The 13373-nt window shown below is 61.1% G+C and carries 13 protein-coding genes; 7 read left to right on the top strand and 6 right to left on the bottom strand.

What is annotated here, in order from left to right:
* Window positions 1–102: 102 nt before the first annotated feature.
* The 3 genes from rho to NF676_RS26110 all read right to left on the bottom strand — a co-directional run bounded on the left by rho (window position 103) and on the right by NF676_RS26110 (window position 2768).
* Window positions 103–1362: a transcription termination factor Rho gene (gene rho / locus NF676_RS26100; RefSeq protein ID WP_003229334.1), complete on the bottom strand. Its 1260-nt coding sequence runs from the start codon at window positions 1360–1362 to the stop codon at window positions 103–105.
* Window positions 1363–1610: 248 nt separating this feature from the next.
* Complete coding sequence (trxA, locus tag NF676_RS26105; protein WP_003206727.1) at window positions 1611–1940, bottom strand: thioredoxin TrxA; 330 nt, start codon at window positions 1938–1940, stop codon at window positions 1611–1613.
* A gap of 120 nt (window positions 1941–2060) precedes the next feature.
* Window positions 2061–2768: a FadR/GntR family transcriptional regulator gene (locus NF676_RS26110; protein ID WP_056791723.1), complete on the bottom strand. Its 708-nt coding sequence runs from the start codon at window positions 2766–2768 to the stop codon at window positions 2061–2063.
* A gap of 256 nt (window positions 2769–3024) precedes the next feature.
* Here NF676_RS26110 and NF676_RS26115 point away from each other — a divergent pair, with 256 nt between their 5' ends.
* The 5 genes from NF676_RS26115 (at window position 3025) to ppx (ending at window position 7594) form a co-directional block, all read left to right on the top strand.
* Window positions 3025–3810 carry a transporter substrate-binding domain-containing protein gene (locus NF676_RS26115; RefSeq protein WP_041476905.1) on the top strand — a complete coding sequence of 262 codons (786 nt, stop codon included), beginning with the start codon at window positions 3025–3027 and terminating at the stop codon, window positions 3808–3810.
* A 21-nt stretch (window positions 3811–3831) separates the two neighbouring features.
* Window positions 3832–4500, top strand: a complete 669-nt coding sequence (locus NF676_RS26120) for an amino acid ABC transporter permease (RefSeq protein WP_122612308.1) — start codon at window positions 3832–3834, stop codon at window positions 4498–4500.
* Window positions 4497–5147, top strand: a complete 651-nt coding sequence (locus tag NF676_RS26125) for an amino acid ABC transporter permease (RefSeq protein WP_016772621.1) — start codon at window positions 4497–4499, stop codon at window positions 5145–5147. The genes NF676_RS26120 and NF676_RS26125 overlap by 4 nt, the downstream gene beginning before the upstream one ends.
* Window positions 5134–5871 carry an amino acid ABC transporter ATP-binding protein gene (locus tag NF676_RS26130; RefSeq protein ID WP_007911148.1) on the top strand — a complete coding sequence of 246 codons (738 nt, stop codon included), beginning with the start codon at window positions 5134–5136 and terminating at the stop codon, window positions 5869–5871. Before NF676_RS26125 ends, NF676_RS26130 begins: the two co-directional genes overlap by 14 nt.
* A 220-nt stretch (window positions 5872–6091) precedes the next feature.
* Complete coding sequence (gene ppx / locus NF676_RS26135; protein ID WP_041476907.1) at window positions 6092–7594, top strand: exopolyphosphatase; 1503 nt, start codon at window positions 6092–6094, stop codon at window positions 7592–7594.
* Window positions 7595–7839: 245 nt separating this feature from the next.
* On the opposite strand, the gene ppk1 is transcribed toward ppx, so the two are convergent.
* Complete coding sequence (gene ppk1 / locus NF676_RS26140; protein ID WP_095181271.1) at window positions 7840–10065, bottom strand: polyphosphate kinase 1; 2226 nt, start codon at window positions 10063–10065, stop codon at window positions 7840–7842.
* Between the two features lie 18 nt (window positions 10066–10083).
* Entirely contained in the window at window positions 10084–11097 is a 1014-nt protein-coding gene (gene hemB / locus NF676_RS26145; protein ID WP_252886962.1) for a porphobilinogen synthase, read from the bottom strand.
* Window positions 11098–11304: 207 nt separating this feature from the next.
* Between hemB and NF676_RS26150 the strand changes: the two genes are divergently transcribed.
* The gene (locus tag NF676_RS26150) at window positions 11305–11964 is read left to right on the top strand and encodes a DedA family protein (protein WP_095181269.1); all 660 of its coding nucleotides are present in this window, start codon (window positions 11305–11307) and stop codon (window positions 11962–11964) included.
* Window positions 11965–12131: 167 nt separating this feature from the next.
* Window positions 12132–12800: an isoprenoid biosynthesis glyoxalase ElbB gene (gene elbB, locus NF676_RS26155; protein WP_016772616.1), complete on the top strand. Its 669-nt coding sequence runs from the start codon at window positions 12132–12134 to the stop codon at window positions 12798–12800.
* A 104-nt stretch (window positions 12801–12904) separates the two neighbouring features.
* On the opposite strand, the gene NF676_RS26160 is transcribed toward elbB, so the two are convergent.
* A complete protein-coding gene (locus NF676_RS26160; protein WP_041476910.1) occupies window positions 12905–13360 on the bottom strand; it encodes a YaiI/YqxD family protein in 456 nt (151 codons plus the stop codon).
* Between the last annotated feature and the right edge of the window lie 13 nt (window positions 13361–13373).

Below are 13373 nucleotides of genomic sequence, written 5' to 3' on the forward strand. Positions count from 1 at the left end.
CAGAATCGGCCCATCAACAGATATCCGTGATGGGCGCGAGATTTTTCGGGGCAAAAAAAAACGCCCCCTCGCGGGAGCGTCCTTTGCTGAAACGCCAGCGTCTTACTTGCGTTTCATCGACAAGAAGAACTCGTCGTTGGTCTTGGTCGTTTTCAGCTTGTCGACCAGGAACTCGATGGCGGCGACTTCGTCCATCGGGTGCAGCAGCTTGCGCAGAATCCACATGCGCTGCAGTTCGTCGTCGGCGGTCAGCAACTCTTCGCGGCGGGTGCCGGAGCGGTTGATGTTGATGGCCGGGAACACACGCTTCTCGGCGATCTTGCGATCCAGAGGCAGTTCCATGTTGCCGGTACCCTTGAACTCTTCGTAGATCACTTCGTCCATCTTCGAGCCGGTTTCAACCAGCGCGGTGGCGATAATGGTCAGCGAGCCGCCTTCTTCGATGTTACGCGCGGCACCGAAGAAACGCTTCGGCTTCTCCAGGGCGTGGGCATCGACACCACCGGTCAATACCTTGCCGGAGCTCGGGATCACGGTGTTGTAGGCACGGGCCAGACGGGTGATGGAGTCGAGCAGGATCACCACGTCTTTCTTGTGCTCGACCAGGCGCTTGGCCTTCTCGATCACCATTTCAGCAACCTGCACGTGACGGGTCGGCGGCTCGTCGAAGGTCGAGGCAACCACTTCGCCGCGCACGGTGCGCTGCATTTCGGTCACTTCTTCCGGACGCTCGTCGATCAACAGCACGATCAGGTGAACTTCAGGATTGTTACGGGCGATGTTCGCTGCGATGTTCTGCAGCATGATCGTTTTACCGGCTTTCGGCGGTGCGACGATCAGACCACGCTGGCCTTTGCCGATCGGTGCACACAGGTCGATCACGCGACCGGTGAGGTCTTCGGTGGAACCGTTGCCGGCTTCCATCTTCATGCGCACCGTCGGGAACAGCGGCGTCAGGTTCTCGAAGAGAATCTTGTTTTTCGCGTTCTCCGGACGATCGAAGTTGATCGTGTCGACCTTGAGCAGGGCGAAGTACCGCTCGCCTTCCTTCGGAGGGCGGATCTTGCCAACGATGGTGTCACCGGTGCGCAAGTTGAAACGGCGGATCTGGCTCGGCGAGACGTAGATATCGTCAGGGCCGGCGAGGTATGAAGCGTCTGCGGAGCGCAGGAAGCCGAAGCCGTCCTGGAGAATCTCCAGCACGCCATCACCGGAGATTTCCTCGCCGCTTTTCGCGTGCTTTTTCAGCAGGGAGAAAATCACGTCCTGCTTGCGCGAACGGGCCATATTTTCTATGCCCATCTGTTCGGCCAATTCGAGCAGTTCGGTAATCGGCTTTTGCTTGAGTTCAGTCAGATTCATATAGGAATGACGTAATCATTTATGGAGGGGGGGAAATTAAGCTTTTGGCTTAATGAGGCCGCGCCGCGGAGAAGGCGACAGGATCGCGAACTAATTCGAAAAGGAGTGCGTCGGCGACGGCTAGCAGGGGGCATTGGAGAAACCAGTGCGGGGCCGAATGTACCACCTGAGTTTCGGAGCGTCTAGCCCTGAATATGCAAAAAGCCCCGCGATTTGCGGGGCTTTTTTTCAGCGTTTTACTGCGACGCTCAGATGTTGGCGTCGAGGAAAGCCGCCAGCTGCGACTTCGACAGTGCGCCGACCTTGGTCGCTTCAACGTTGCCGTTCTTGAACAGCATCAGCGTCGGGATACCACGCACGCCATGCTTGGCCGGGGTTTCCTGGTTTTCGTCGATGTTCAGTTTGGCGACGGTCAGCTTGCCTTTGTAAGTCTCGGCAATCTCGTCCAGAACCGGTGCGATCATTTTGCAAGGGCCGCACCATTCAGCCCAGTAGTCGACCAGGACAGCGCCTTCGGCCTTGAGTACGTCGGCTTCGAAACTAGCGTCGCTAACGTGTTTGATCAGATCGCTGCTCATGGAATTCTCCAGGTTGTAAGCAAAAAAACGTGGCCCATCATAGCCGCCCTTCCCTTGTTCAGGAAGCCGCAGATGATTGAGTGTTGCTATGGCCCTTGATGAGTTTGGGTATAGCTCAAGTCACGCCGTGGCGGGAGCGATGAAGGCGATTCCAGTGCGCAGGGCGGCGTTGCGCACGTGTTCCTGCATGGCTTTCTGCGCCGCCGCCGAGGCGCGGCGCGCCAGTGCGCGGAGGATCTTGCGGTGTTCCTGCCAGGTTTCCATGGCGCGCTCGGCGCGGATGAACGGCAGTTTCTGGCTCTCGAGGAAGATCTCGGCGCTGGCGGTGAGAATGCTCAGCATCGCCTGATTACCGCTGGCAAGAAGGATGCGTCGGTGGAATTCGAAGTCGAGTTTCGCCGCTGCCTCAAAGTCGCCGAGCTTCAATTGCTCGCGCATGGCCGCAACGTTGTCTTCCAGCGCATCCAGATCGAACGTGCTCAACGTCACTGCCGCCAAACCTGCTGCAAACCCTTCGAGCGCATAGCGCAATTGAAAGATATCCAGCGGCGATGCCTGCGCCGCAAACGACCAGCCTGGCGCGTTGTCGCCGCGCGACAATTCGACCGGCGACTGCACGAACACGCCCTTGCCCGGCTGAATGCTGACTACGCCCAGTGCACTGAGCGACGACAGCGCTTCACGCAACGATGCCCGGCTGACGCCCAGTTGCAGCGCCAGATCCCGTTGCGAAGGCAACGCGTCGCCGGCACCGAAGCCCTGTTCGGTGATCAGTTTGCGGATCGCTTGCAGCGCCACTTCGGGTACGGCGCGGGAGATCGAATTCATGATGTGCGGACGCGTCAGGGCCAAGGTGCGGCTAGTTGTAAAGCTATTCGTCGAGTCCGGCAAGTCGTGCCCCAGCGGGGTTCGGCGCGCACTGCCGATGCGCCATCGCAGTGCGAAAACCGAGTTGACTGTTCAGACCAGTAAGACCGAACGAAGTCGCTGGTGCCGCGGCCTGCCGGGGCGAAATCCGCCTGTTGGCACGGCCCATGCTCTGTCCGATCGCAGCAACCACTTCCCGCCGATCCGGAGATTGTCCATGACCCAGCGTTACAGCGCCCTCCTCGCTTCCCTGTTTGCCGGCCTGCTGCTGTGCCAGGCCCCCGCTCACGCCGACGGTCTGGACGACGTGGTCAAACGCGGCACGCTGAAAGTTGCCGTGCCCCAGGACTTCCCGCCGTTCGGCTCGGTCGGCCCGGACATGAAGCCGCGCGGCCTGGATATCGACACAGCGAAACTGCTCGCTGACCAACTCAAGGTCAAACTCGAACTGACCCCGGTCAACAGCACCAACCGCATCCCGTTCCTCACCACCGGCAAAGTCGATCTGGTGATCTCCAGCCTCGGCAAAAACCCCGAGCGTGAGAAAGTCATCGACTTCTCCCGCGCCTATGCGCCGTTCTACCTCGCCGTGTTCGGTCCGCCAGACGCCGCGATCACCAGCCTCGACGACCTCAAGGGCAAGACCATCAGCGTCACCCGCGGCGCCATCGAAGACATCGAGCTGAGCAAAGTCGCCCCCGAAGGCGTGACCATCAAACGTTTCGAAGACAACAACTCGACCATCGCTGCTTATCTGGCAGGCCAGGTCGATCTGATCGCCAGCGGCAACGTGGTAATGGTGGCCATCAGCGAGAAGAACCCCAAGCGCGTACCGGCGCTGAAGGTGAAGCTCAAGGATTCCCCGGTCTACGTGGGCGTGAACAAGAACGAAGCGGCGTTGCTGGCCAAGGTCAACGACATCCTCAACACCGCCAAGGCTGACGGCGCGCTGGAAAAGAACTCGCAGACCTGGCTGAAAGAGCCGCTGCCGGCCGATCTCTGATCGACTGCGCGGGAGACCTTCATGGCTTATCAGTTCGATTTTTTGCCGGTGGTGGAAAACACCGACCTGCTGCTGCGCGGCGCACTGTTCACCCTTGAGCTGACCGCCATCGGCGCGCTGCTCGGGGTCGGCGTGGGCATTGTCGGCGCGCTGGTGCGAGCGTGGCAGATCCGCCCGTTCTCAGCGATCTTCGGCGTCTACGTCGAGTTGATCCGCAACACGCCGTTTCTGGTGCAACTGTTCTTCATCTTCTTCGGCCTGCCGTCGCTCGGCGTGCAGATTTCCGAGTGGCAGGCGGCAGTGCTGGCGATGGTGATCAACCTTGGCGCCTATTCGACCGAGATCATCCGCGCCGGCATCCAGGCGATTCCGCGCGGGCAGCTGGAAGCGGCTGCGGCATTGGCGATGACGCGCTTCGAAGCGTTCCGCCACGTCGTCCTGCTGCCCGCGCTGGGCAAGGTCTGGCCGGCGCTGAGCAGCCAGATCATCATCGTCATGCTCGGTTCGGCGGTGTGTTCGCAGATCGCCACGGAAGAATTGAGCTTCGCCGCCAACTTCATTCAGTCGCGCAACTTCCGCGCCTTTGAAACCTATGCGCTGACCACCCTGATCTATCTGTGCATGGCGCTGCTGATCCGCCAGTTGCTCAACTGGTTCGGGCGTCGGTTCATTGCGAGGAGCAGCCAATGAGCGATTTCACTTTCTGGGACATCCTGCGCAACCTGCTCACCGGCCTGCAATGGACCCTGGCGCTGTCACTGGTGGCGTTCATTGGCGGCGGCCTCGTCGGGCTGCTGATTCTGGTGATGCGCATCTCCAAGAACACGCTGCCAAGCAGCATCGCCCGCACCTGGATCGAGCTGTTTCAGGGCACGCCCCTGTTGATGCAACTGTTTCTGGTGTTCTTCGGCGTGGCGCTGGCCGGCATCGAGATTTCGCCGTGGATGGCCGCGGCGATCGCTTTGACCTTGTTCACCAGCGCCTATCTGGCGGAGATCTGGCGCGGTTGCGTCGAGGCCATTCCCCACGGTCAGTGGGAAGCCTCGTCGAGCCTGGCGCTCAATCCGCTTGAGCAGTTGCGCTACGTGATCCTGCCGCAAGCGCTGCGCATCGCCGTGGCGCCGACCGTGGGCTTCTCGGTGCAAGTGGTCAAAGGCACAGCGGTGACCTCGATCATCGGCTTCACCGAACTGACCAAGACCGGCGGCATGCTCGCCAATGCCACGTTCGAACCGTTCATGGTCTACGGCCTCGTCGCCCTCGGCTACTTCCTGCTCTGCTACCCCTTGTCCCTCAGTGCGCGCTACCTGGAAAGGAGACTGCATGCCTCTGCTTAGAATTTCCGCCCTGCATAAATACTACGGCGATCACCACGTACTCAAAGGCATCGATCTCAGCGTCGAGGAAGGCCAGGTCGTGGCGATCATCGGCCGCAGCGGCTCGGGCAAATCGACCCTGTTGCGCACGCTCAACGGCCTGGAATCGATCAACGATGGCGTGATCGAAGTCGACGGCGAATACCTCGACGCCGCCCGCGCTGATCTGCGCAGCCTGCGGCAGAAGGTCGGCATGGTCTTCCAGCAGTTCAACCTGTTCCCGCACCTGACCGTCGGCGAAAACGTCATGCTCGCGCCGCAAGTGGTGCAGAAAGTACCCAAGGCCAAGGCAGCCGAACTGGCGCGCGAAATGCTCGAGCGAGTCGGGCTCGGGGAGAAATTCGATGCCTTCCCGGACCGTTTGTCCGGTGGTCAGCAGCAACGGGTGGCGATCGCCCGGGCTTTGGCGATGTCGCCGAAGGTGCTGCTGTGCGATGAAATCACCTCGGCGCTGGACCCTGAGCTGGTCAATGAAGTACTCAGCGTGGTGCGGCAATTGGCCAAGGAAGGCATGACGCTGATCATGGTCACCCACGAGATGCGCTTTGCCCGAGAGGTGGGCGACAAACTGGTGTTCATGCACCATGGCAAGGTGCATGAGGTGGGCGATCCGAAGGTGTTGTTTGCCAATCCGCAGACGGCCGAGCTGGCGAACTTTATTGGCACGGTGGAAGCGACAGCCTGAAGCAGCCTCATCCTGATCATTCCCACGCTCCGCGTGGGAATGCAGCCAGGGACGCTCCGCGTCCCAAAAGCGGACGCAGAGCGTCCGGTGAGGCATTCCCACGCGGAGCGTGGGAACGATCAGGTTCGGGGTGCGCGCTCCGGCGGTTTGAACCATGCGCGTTGGCGCCAGCGTTTGATCGTGGCACGATGTCGGGGTTATCGACCGAGACCCCCTGACCATGCCGCAATCCCAAGCCAAGAATCTGTCCCTGATCGCCGCAATCGACCTGGGCTCCAACAGCTTTCACATGGTCGTGGCCAAGGCCCAGAACGGCGAAATCCGCATTCTCGAGCGCCTCGGCGAGAAGGTGCAACTGGCCGCCGGCATCGACGATGCGCGCCAGCTCAACGAAGAATCGATGCAGCGCGGCCTCGATTGCCTCAAGCGCTTTGCGCAACTGATCAACGGTATGCCGCTCGGTGCCGTGCGCATCGTCGGCACCAACGCCCTGCGTGAAGCGCGCAACCGTGGCGAATTCATCCGCCGCGCCGAGGAAATCCTCGGCCACACGGTTGAAGTCATCTCCGGCCGTGAAGAAGCGCGCCTGATCTATCTCGGCGTTTCGCACACACTCGCCGACACCCCAGGCAAACGTTTGGTCGCCGACATCGGCGGCGGCAGTACCGAATTCATCATCGGCCAGCGCTTCGAGCCGCTGCTGCGCGAAAGCCTGCAAATGGGCTGCGTGAGTTTCACCCAGCGCTACTTCAAGGACGGCAAGATCACCCCGGCCCGCTACGCCCAGGCCTACACGGCGGCGCGCCTGGAAATCATGAGCATCGAGCACGCCCTGCATCGCCTGACCTGGGATGAAGCCATCGGCTCCTCCGGTACGATTCGCGCCATCGGCCTGGCCCTGAAGGCTGGCGGCCACGGCAGCGGCGAGGTCAACGCCGAAGGCCTGGCGTGGCTCAAGCGCAAACTGTTCAAGCTGGGCGACGCCGACAAGATCGATTTCGAAGGCATCAAGCCTGACCGCCGCGCGATCTTCCCGGCGGGCCTGGCGATTCTCGAAGCGATCTTCGACGCCCTCGAACTGCAACGCATGGACCATTGTGAAGGCGCGCTGCGTGAAGGCGTGCTCTACGACCTGCTCGGCCGCCATCATCACGAAGACGTGCGCGAACGCACCCTGACCTCGCTGATGGAGCGCTATCACGTCGATCTGGAACAGGCGGCGCGGGTCGAGCGCAAGGCCCTGCACGCCTTCGATCAGGTCGCCGTCGACTGGGAACTGGATGACGGTATCTGGCGCGAACTGCTCGGCTGGGCGGCGAAAGTCCACGAAGTCGGCCTCGACATCGCGCACTATCACTACCACAAGCATGGCGCCTACCTGATCGAACACTCCGATCTGGCCGGCTTCTCCCGCGAGGATCAGCAGATGCTCGCGCTATTGGTGCGCGGGCACCGGCGCAATATTCCCAAGGACAAGTTCGCCGAATTCGGCGATGACGGCATCAAGCTGATTCGCCTGTGCGTGCTGCTGCGGTTCGCCATTCTGTTCCATCACATTCGTGGAACCCAGGCGATGCCGCAGGTGGCGCTGCATGCCAATGGCGACCATCTCGATGTGGAATTCCCGGAGAACTGGCTGGATGAAAATCAGCTGACCCAGGCGGATTTCGGGCTTGAGGCGGACTGGTTGACGCGGGTGGGGATTGTTCTCACGGTGCACTGAGTAACTGGCTGGCACAAAAAAGGCGATCCGTTAGGATCGCCTTTTTATTGGGTTTGGCTTGAGAGCGGCGGTGTAGCTCTCCCCTCACCCCAGCCCTCTCCCGAGGGAGAGGGAGCCGATTTGTACTAGCGTTGAGGCCAGAGTTCGATCAGGTATTTCAGGTCAGTGTATGACGCAAGACACCTCGGTCAGTCCCCTCTCCCTCCGGGAGAGGGTTAGGGTGAGGGGCTTTTGACCTTCGGCACTTAACTGCTGACAGGCAATATCGGGCTGCCCAGCCGCTCCAGCAACGTCGCCTGGGCACTGCGCGGGTTCTGGTTGCCGGTGGGTGTGTTGCGGATGTAGCGGCCGTCCGACTGCAAACTCCAGCTGTGGGTGTTGTCGGTCAGGTACAGCTCCAGCTCCTTCTTGACCCGAGTCAGCAGTTTCTTGCCTTCCACCGGGAAGCAGGTCTCGACGCGCTTGTCGAGGTTGCGCTCCATCCAGTCGGCGCTGGAGAGGAACATCTGCTCGTCGCCGCCGTTGAGGAAGTAGAACACCCGCGTGTGCTCGAGGAAGCGGCCAATGATCGAGCGCACATGAATGTTGTGCGAGACCCCGGCGATGCCCGGACGCAGGCAGCACATGCCGCGCACCACCAGATCGATGCGCACGCCGGACTGGCTGGCCTTGTACAGCGCGCGGATGATCTTCGGATCGGTCAGCGAGTTGAACTTGGCGATGATGTGCGCCGGTTTGCCTTCGAGGGCAAACTGGGTTTCGCGGGCAATCATGTCGAGCATGCCCTTCTTCAGGGTGAACGGCGCATGCAGCAGCTTTTTCATGCGCAGCGTCTTGCCCATGCCGATCAACTGGCTGAACAGTTTGCCGACGTCCTCGCACAAGGCGTCGTCGGAGGTCAGCAGGCTGTAGTCGGTGTAGAGCTTGGCATTACCGGCGTGGTAGTTGCCGGTACCGAGATGCGCATAACGGACGATCTCGCCAGCCTCACGACGCAGGATCAGCATCATCTTGGCGTGGGTCTTGAAGCCGACCACGCCGTAGATCACCACTGCGCCCGCCGCTTGCAGACGGCTGGCCAGCTGCAGGTTGGATTCTTCGTCGAAGCGCGCGCGCAGCTCGATCACCGCAGTGACTTCCTTGCCGTTACGCGCGGCGTCGACCAGCGCATCGACGATCTCCGAGTTGGCGCCGGAGCGGTACAGGGTCTGGCGAACCGCGAGCACGTGCGGGTCTTTCGCGGCCTGACGCAGCAGGTCGACCACCGGCGTGAACGACTCGAACGGGTGCAGCAGGAGGATGTCCTGCTTGCTGACCACACTGAAGATGTTTTCGCTGTTCTGCAGCAGTTTCGGGATCTGCGGGGTGAACGGCGTGTATTGCAGCTCCGGATGACTATCGAGGCCAGTGATGCTGAACAGACGCGTCAGGTTGACCGGGCCGTTGACCTGATACAGCTCGGTCTCGCTCAGGTTGAACTGCTTGAGCAGGTAGTCCGAGAGGTGTTTCGGGCAAGTGTCGGCGACTTCCAGACGCACCGCGTCACCGTAGCGCCGCGAGAACAACTCGCCACGCAGAGCGCGGGCGAGGTCTTCGACGTCTTCGGAATCGAGCGCCAGGTCGGCGTTTCGGGTCAGACGGAACTGGTAGCAGCCTTTGACCTTCATGCCCTGGAACAGGTCATCGGCGTGGGCGTGGATCATCGACGACAGGAATACATAGTTGTCGCCAGCGCCGCCGACTTCTTCCGGGACCTTGATGATCCGCGGCAGCAGACGTGGCGCCGGAATGATCGCCAGACCGGAGTCGCGCCCGAAGGCGTCGATGCCTTCGAGCTCGACGATGAAGTTCAGACTCTTGTTCACCAGCAGCGGGAACGGGTGCGTCGGGTCGAGGCCGATCGGGGTGATGATCGGCGCGATCTCGTCGCGGAAATAGCGGCGTACCCAAGTCTTGAGCTTGGTCGTCCAGTTGCGCCGACGGATGAAGCGCACCTGATGCTTTTCCAGCTCCGGCAGGAGGATGTCGTTGAGGATCGCGTACTGGCGGTCAACGTGACCGTGAACCAGCTCGCTGATCCGCGCCAGCGCCTGATGCGGCTGTAAGCCGTCAGCACCGGCCTGTTCACGGGCGAAGGTGATCTGCTTTTTCAGCCCGGCGACCCGGATCTCGAAGAATTCGTCGAGGTTGCTGGAGAAGATCAGCAGGAACTTCAGCCGCTCCAGCAACGGGTAGGACTCGTCCAGCGCCTGTTCCAGCACGCGGATGTTGAACTGCAATTGCGAAAGCTCGCGGTGGATGTACAGGCTGCTGTCATCCAGGCCGGGAATGGTGATCGCCGGCACCGCCACAGCGGTTTCGGCAACCGGCGCGGGTGGCGCAGGCTCCAGTTCCGGCGGGGTTTCGGTGATTTGCTCGACCACCGGCTGAGCTTCTTTTACGGCAACTTCAGTGAGTCCTTCGGTATTCATGGAATGTTCCTGGGAGGGCTATTTCTGCTCTCGTAACAATTGAGCGGCACGAACGGCAAAGTAAGTCAGGATGCCATCTGCACCGGCACGTTTAAAGGCGGTCAGTGACTCGAGGATCACCGCTTCGCTCAACCAGCCATTCTGGATAGCGGCCATGTGCATGGCGTATTCGCCACTGACCTGATAGACGAAGGTCGGCACCTTGAAGGCATCTTTGACGCGAAAAAGAATGTCCAGGTAGGGCATGCCCGGCTTGACCATGACCATATCCGCGCCTTCGGACAAGTCGGCACCGACTTCGTGCAGCGCTTCGTCGCTGTTGGCCGGGTCCATCTGATAAGAGGCCTTGTTGGCCTTGCCGAGGTTCGACGCCGAACCCACGGCATCGCGGAACGGGCCGTAGTAGGCGCTGGCGTACTTGGCCGAGTAGGCCATGATGCGCACGTTGACGTGGCCGGCAATTTCCAGCGCCTCACGTATCGCCTGGATGCGGCCGTCCATCATGTCCGATGGCGCCACCACCTGCGCGCCGGCTTCGGCGTGGGACAACGCCTGACGCACCAGCGCATCGACGGTGATGTCGTTCTGCACGTAGCCGTCTTCGTCGAGAATGCCGTCCTGACCGTGGGTGGTGAACGGGTCCAGCGCCACGTCAGTGATCACGCCCAGCTCCGGGAACCGCTCACGCAGGGCGCGAGTGGCGCGCTGGGCGATGCCTTCGGGATTCCACGCTTCGGCAGCATCGAGGGATTTCAGTTCAGCCGGCGTGACCGGGAACAGCGCCAGCGCCGGAATGCCCAGCTCGATCCATTTCGCCGCTTCTTCAAGCAGCAGATCAATGGTCAGTCGCTCGACGCCCGGCATCGAGGCCACGGCTTCGCGGCGGTTTTCACCGTCGAGCACGAACACCGGCAGGATCAGGTCATCGACCGTCAATACGTTTTCACGCACCAGCCGCCGCGAAAAATCATCACGACGATTGCGACGCAGACGAGTGGCTGGGAACAGACGATTGGCGGTGGTAAAGCTCACGGCAGACTCCTGAGCCCGGGCAAACGGGCGAGCGTGACAGTTATAGACGGCCATTATGACTAACAGATGACAGTTATGTGTGCTCTGTGACAGGTAGCCGCAATCCATTGTCGATGTAGGAAATGTTCACGTCGAGACACATTTGGACACTTTCATGAATGTGCCCGAAGGGTTAGGCTGCGCGTTCATTTCGCCAGCACCCAGACAATGCTCCAACAATTTCTGCACGACTTTGGCTACTTTGCCTTGTTCCTCGGCACGTTCTTCGAAGGCGAAACCATTCTGGTGCTCGCAGGCTTCCTTGCGTTCCGTGGATACATGGACATCAACCTGGTGGTGGTTGTGGCGTTCTTCGGCAGCTATGCCGGCGATCAGCTGTGGTACTTCCTGGGACGCAAGCACGGGCGCAAATTGCTTGCGCGCAAGCCGCGCTGGCAGATGATGGGCGACCGTGCGCTCGAGCACATCCGCAAACATCCGGACATCTGGGTCCTGAGCTTCCGCTTCGTTTATGGCCTGCGCACCGTGATGCCGGTGGCGATCGGCCTGTCCGGTTATCCACCGGGACGTTACCTGCTGCTCAACGGCATCGGCGCGGCGATCTGGGCCACCGCACTGGCTGCGGCGGCTTACCACTTCGGCGCAGTGCTGGAAGGCATGCTCGGCAGCATCAAGAAGTACGAGCTATGGGTGCTCGGCGCCTTGCTGATCCTCGGGCTGGGCCTGTGGCTGCGGCGCCGCTTCAAGAATGCGCAACTGGCAAAGAAAATCTATCAGGACGAGCAGCTCGCCAAGGCCGCCGAGGCAGAGCAGTTGCGCCAGGCCGAAGCGCCCCCTCCTGCCGGGCCGAAAACGCCAGCCGAATAAGCCATTCGCTGGCGGCTGCCACGCGCATTCCAGGCAAATAATGAACACCCCGCCGCCGTTGCGATCCATTGAGAGAGCGCTCTGTTCCCGCGCACGCCAGCCATGCCCCTATGGCCACGCGCGACGATTTAAGGGACATTGAGCGCCATGAATCTGGAGAGAAGCCCATGAGCAAAAAAGTTGCAGTGATCCTGTCCGGCAGTGGCGTGTACGACGGCGCCGAAATCCAGGAAAGTGTCATCACCCTGCTGCGCCTCGACCAGCGCGGCGCACAGGTGCAGTGCTTCGCGCCAAACATCGCGCAATTGCATGTGATCAACCACCTGACCGGCGAAGAAATGCCGGAATCGCGCAACGTACTGGTGGAATCGGCGCGGATTGCCCGGGGCAACGTCAAGGATATCCGCGACGCCGATGTCGAGGATTTCGACGCACTGATCGTGCCCGGCGGTTTCGGCGCGGCAAAGAACCTGTCGAACTTCGCCATCGAAGGCGCCGGCTGCACCGTACAACCTGAAGTGCTAGCCCTGGCCGAAGCATTTGCCGAAGCGGGCAAACCGGTCGGGCTGATCTGCATCTCACCGGCGCTGGCGGCGAAAATCTATGGCCCGGGGGTGACTTGCACCATCGGCAACGACGCCGACACCGCTGCGGCCATGAACAAAATGGGCGCCACCCACGAAGAGTGCGCCGTGACGGAAATCGTCGAAGACAAGGCGCGCAAACTGGTCACCACCCCGGCGTACATGCTGGCGCAGACCATCAGTGAAGCGGCTTCGGGGATCAACAAACTGGTCGACCGCGTGCTCGAACTGACTCACGAAAACGACGCTTGAAATCAAAAGATCGCAGCCTTCGGCAGCTCCTACAGGTTTCGTGTCGCGCCGTGATATTGCGGCATACACCGCCCCTGTAGGAGTTGCCGCAGGCTGCGATCTTTTCAGGGCTTGCGGGTGAGCCGGGTGAGAATCCGATCCAGCGCATTGGCAAACGCCTGCTTCTCGCGCTCGCCAAACGGCGCCGGGCCGCCGCTCATCTGGCCCTGCTCCCTGAGATCGGTGAACAGATTCCGCACCGCCAGCCGCTCGCCCATGTTCTGCGCATCGAACTCCTTGCCGCGCGGATCCAGTGCCGCCACGCCCTTCTTGACCAGCCGATCGGCCAGCGGAATATCGCTGCAGATCACCAGCTCGCCCGGCACGGCGTGCTCGACCAGATAATCATCCGCCGCATCCGGCCCGCTCGGCACCACGATCAGTTTGACGATGGCCAGCCCCGGCTTGGTCTGCGGCTGCCCGGCTACCAGCACCACTTCGAACTGGCGCTTGAGGGCGAATTTCACTACAAGATCCTTCGCCGCCCGTGGACAGGCGTCGGCATCAATCCATACACGCATGTTCTTGCCTCCA

Origin of the sequence: Pseudomonas siliginis (assembly GCF_024072275.1) — a bacterium.
Classification (GTDB): domain Bacteria; phylum Pseudomonadota; class Gammaproteobacteria; order Pseudomonadales; family Pseudomonadaceae; genus Aquipseudomonas; species Aquipseudomonas siliginis.

Coding starts and splice junctions, on each gene's coding strand:
- NF676_RS26150 (WP_095181269.1), top strand. CDS start 11,305: ATGCTCCAACAATTTCTGCACGACTTTGGCTACTTTGCCTTGTTCCTC.
- NF676_RS26130 (WP_007911148.1), top strand. CDS start 5,134: ATGCCTCTGCTTAGAATTTCCGCCCTGCATAAATACTACGGCGATCAC.
- ppx (WP_041476907.1), top strand. CDS start 6,092: ATGCCGCAATCCCAAGCCAAGAATCTGTCCCTGATCGCCGCAATCGAC.
- rho (WP_003229334.1), bottom strand. CDS start 1,362: ATGAATCTGACTGAACTCAAGCAAAAGCCGATTACCGAACTGCTCGAA.
- elbB (WP_016772616.1), top strand. CDS start 12,132: ATGAGCAAAAAAGTTGCAGTGATCCTGTCCGGCAGTGGCGTGTACGAC.
- NF676_RS26115 (WP_041476905.1), top strand. CDS start 3,025: ATGACCCAGCGTTACAGCGCCCTCCTCGCTTCCCTGTTTGCCGGCCTG.
- NF676_RS26120 (WP_122612308.1), top strand. CDS start 3,832: ATGGCTTATCAGTTCGATTTTTTGCCGGTGGTGGAAAACACCGACCTG.
- NF676_RS26110 (WP_056791723.1), bottom strand. CDS start 2,768: ATGAATTCGATCTCCCGCGCCGTACCCGAAGTGGCGCTGCAAGCGATC.
- trxA (WP_003206727.1), bottom strand. CDS start 1,940: ATGAGCAGCGATCTGATCAAACACGTTAGCGACGCTAGTTTCGAAGCC.
- ppk1 (WP_095181271.1), bottom strand. CDS start 10,065: ATGAATACCGAAGGACTCACTGAAGTTGCCGTAAAAGAAGCTCAGCCG.
- NF676_RS26125 (WP_016772621.1), top strand. CDS start 4,497: ATGAGCGATTTCACTTTCTGGGACATCCTGCGCAACCTGCTCACCGGC.
- NF676_RS26160 (WP_041476910.1), bottom strand. CDS start 13,360: ATGCGTGTATGGATTGATGCCGACGCCTGTCCACGGGCGGCGAAGGAT.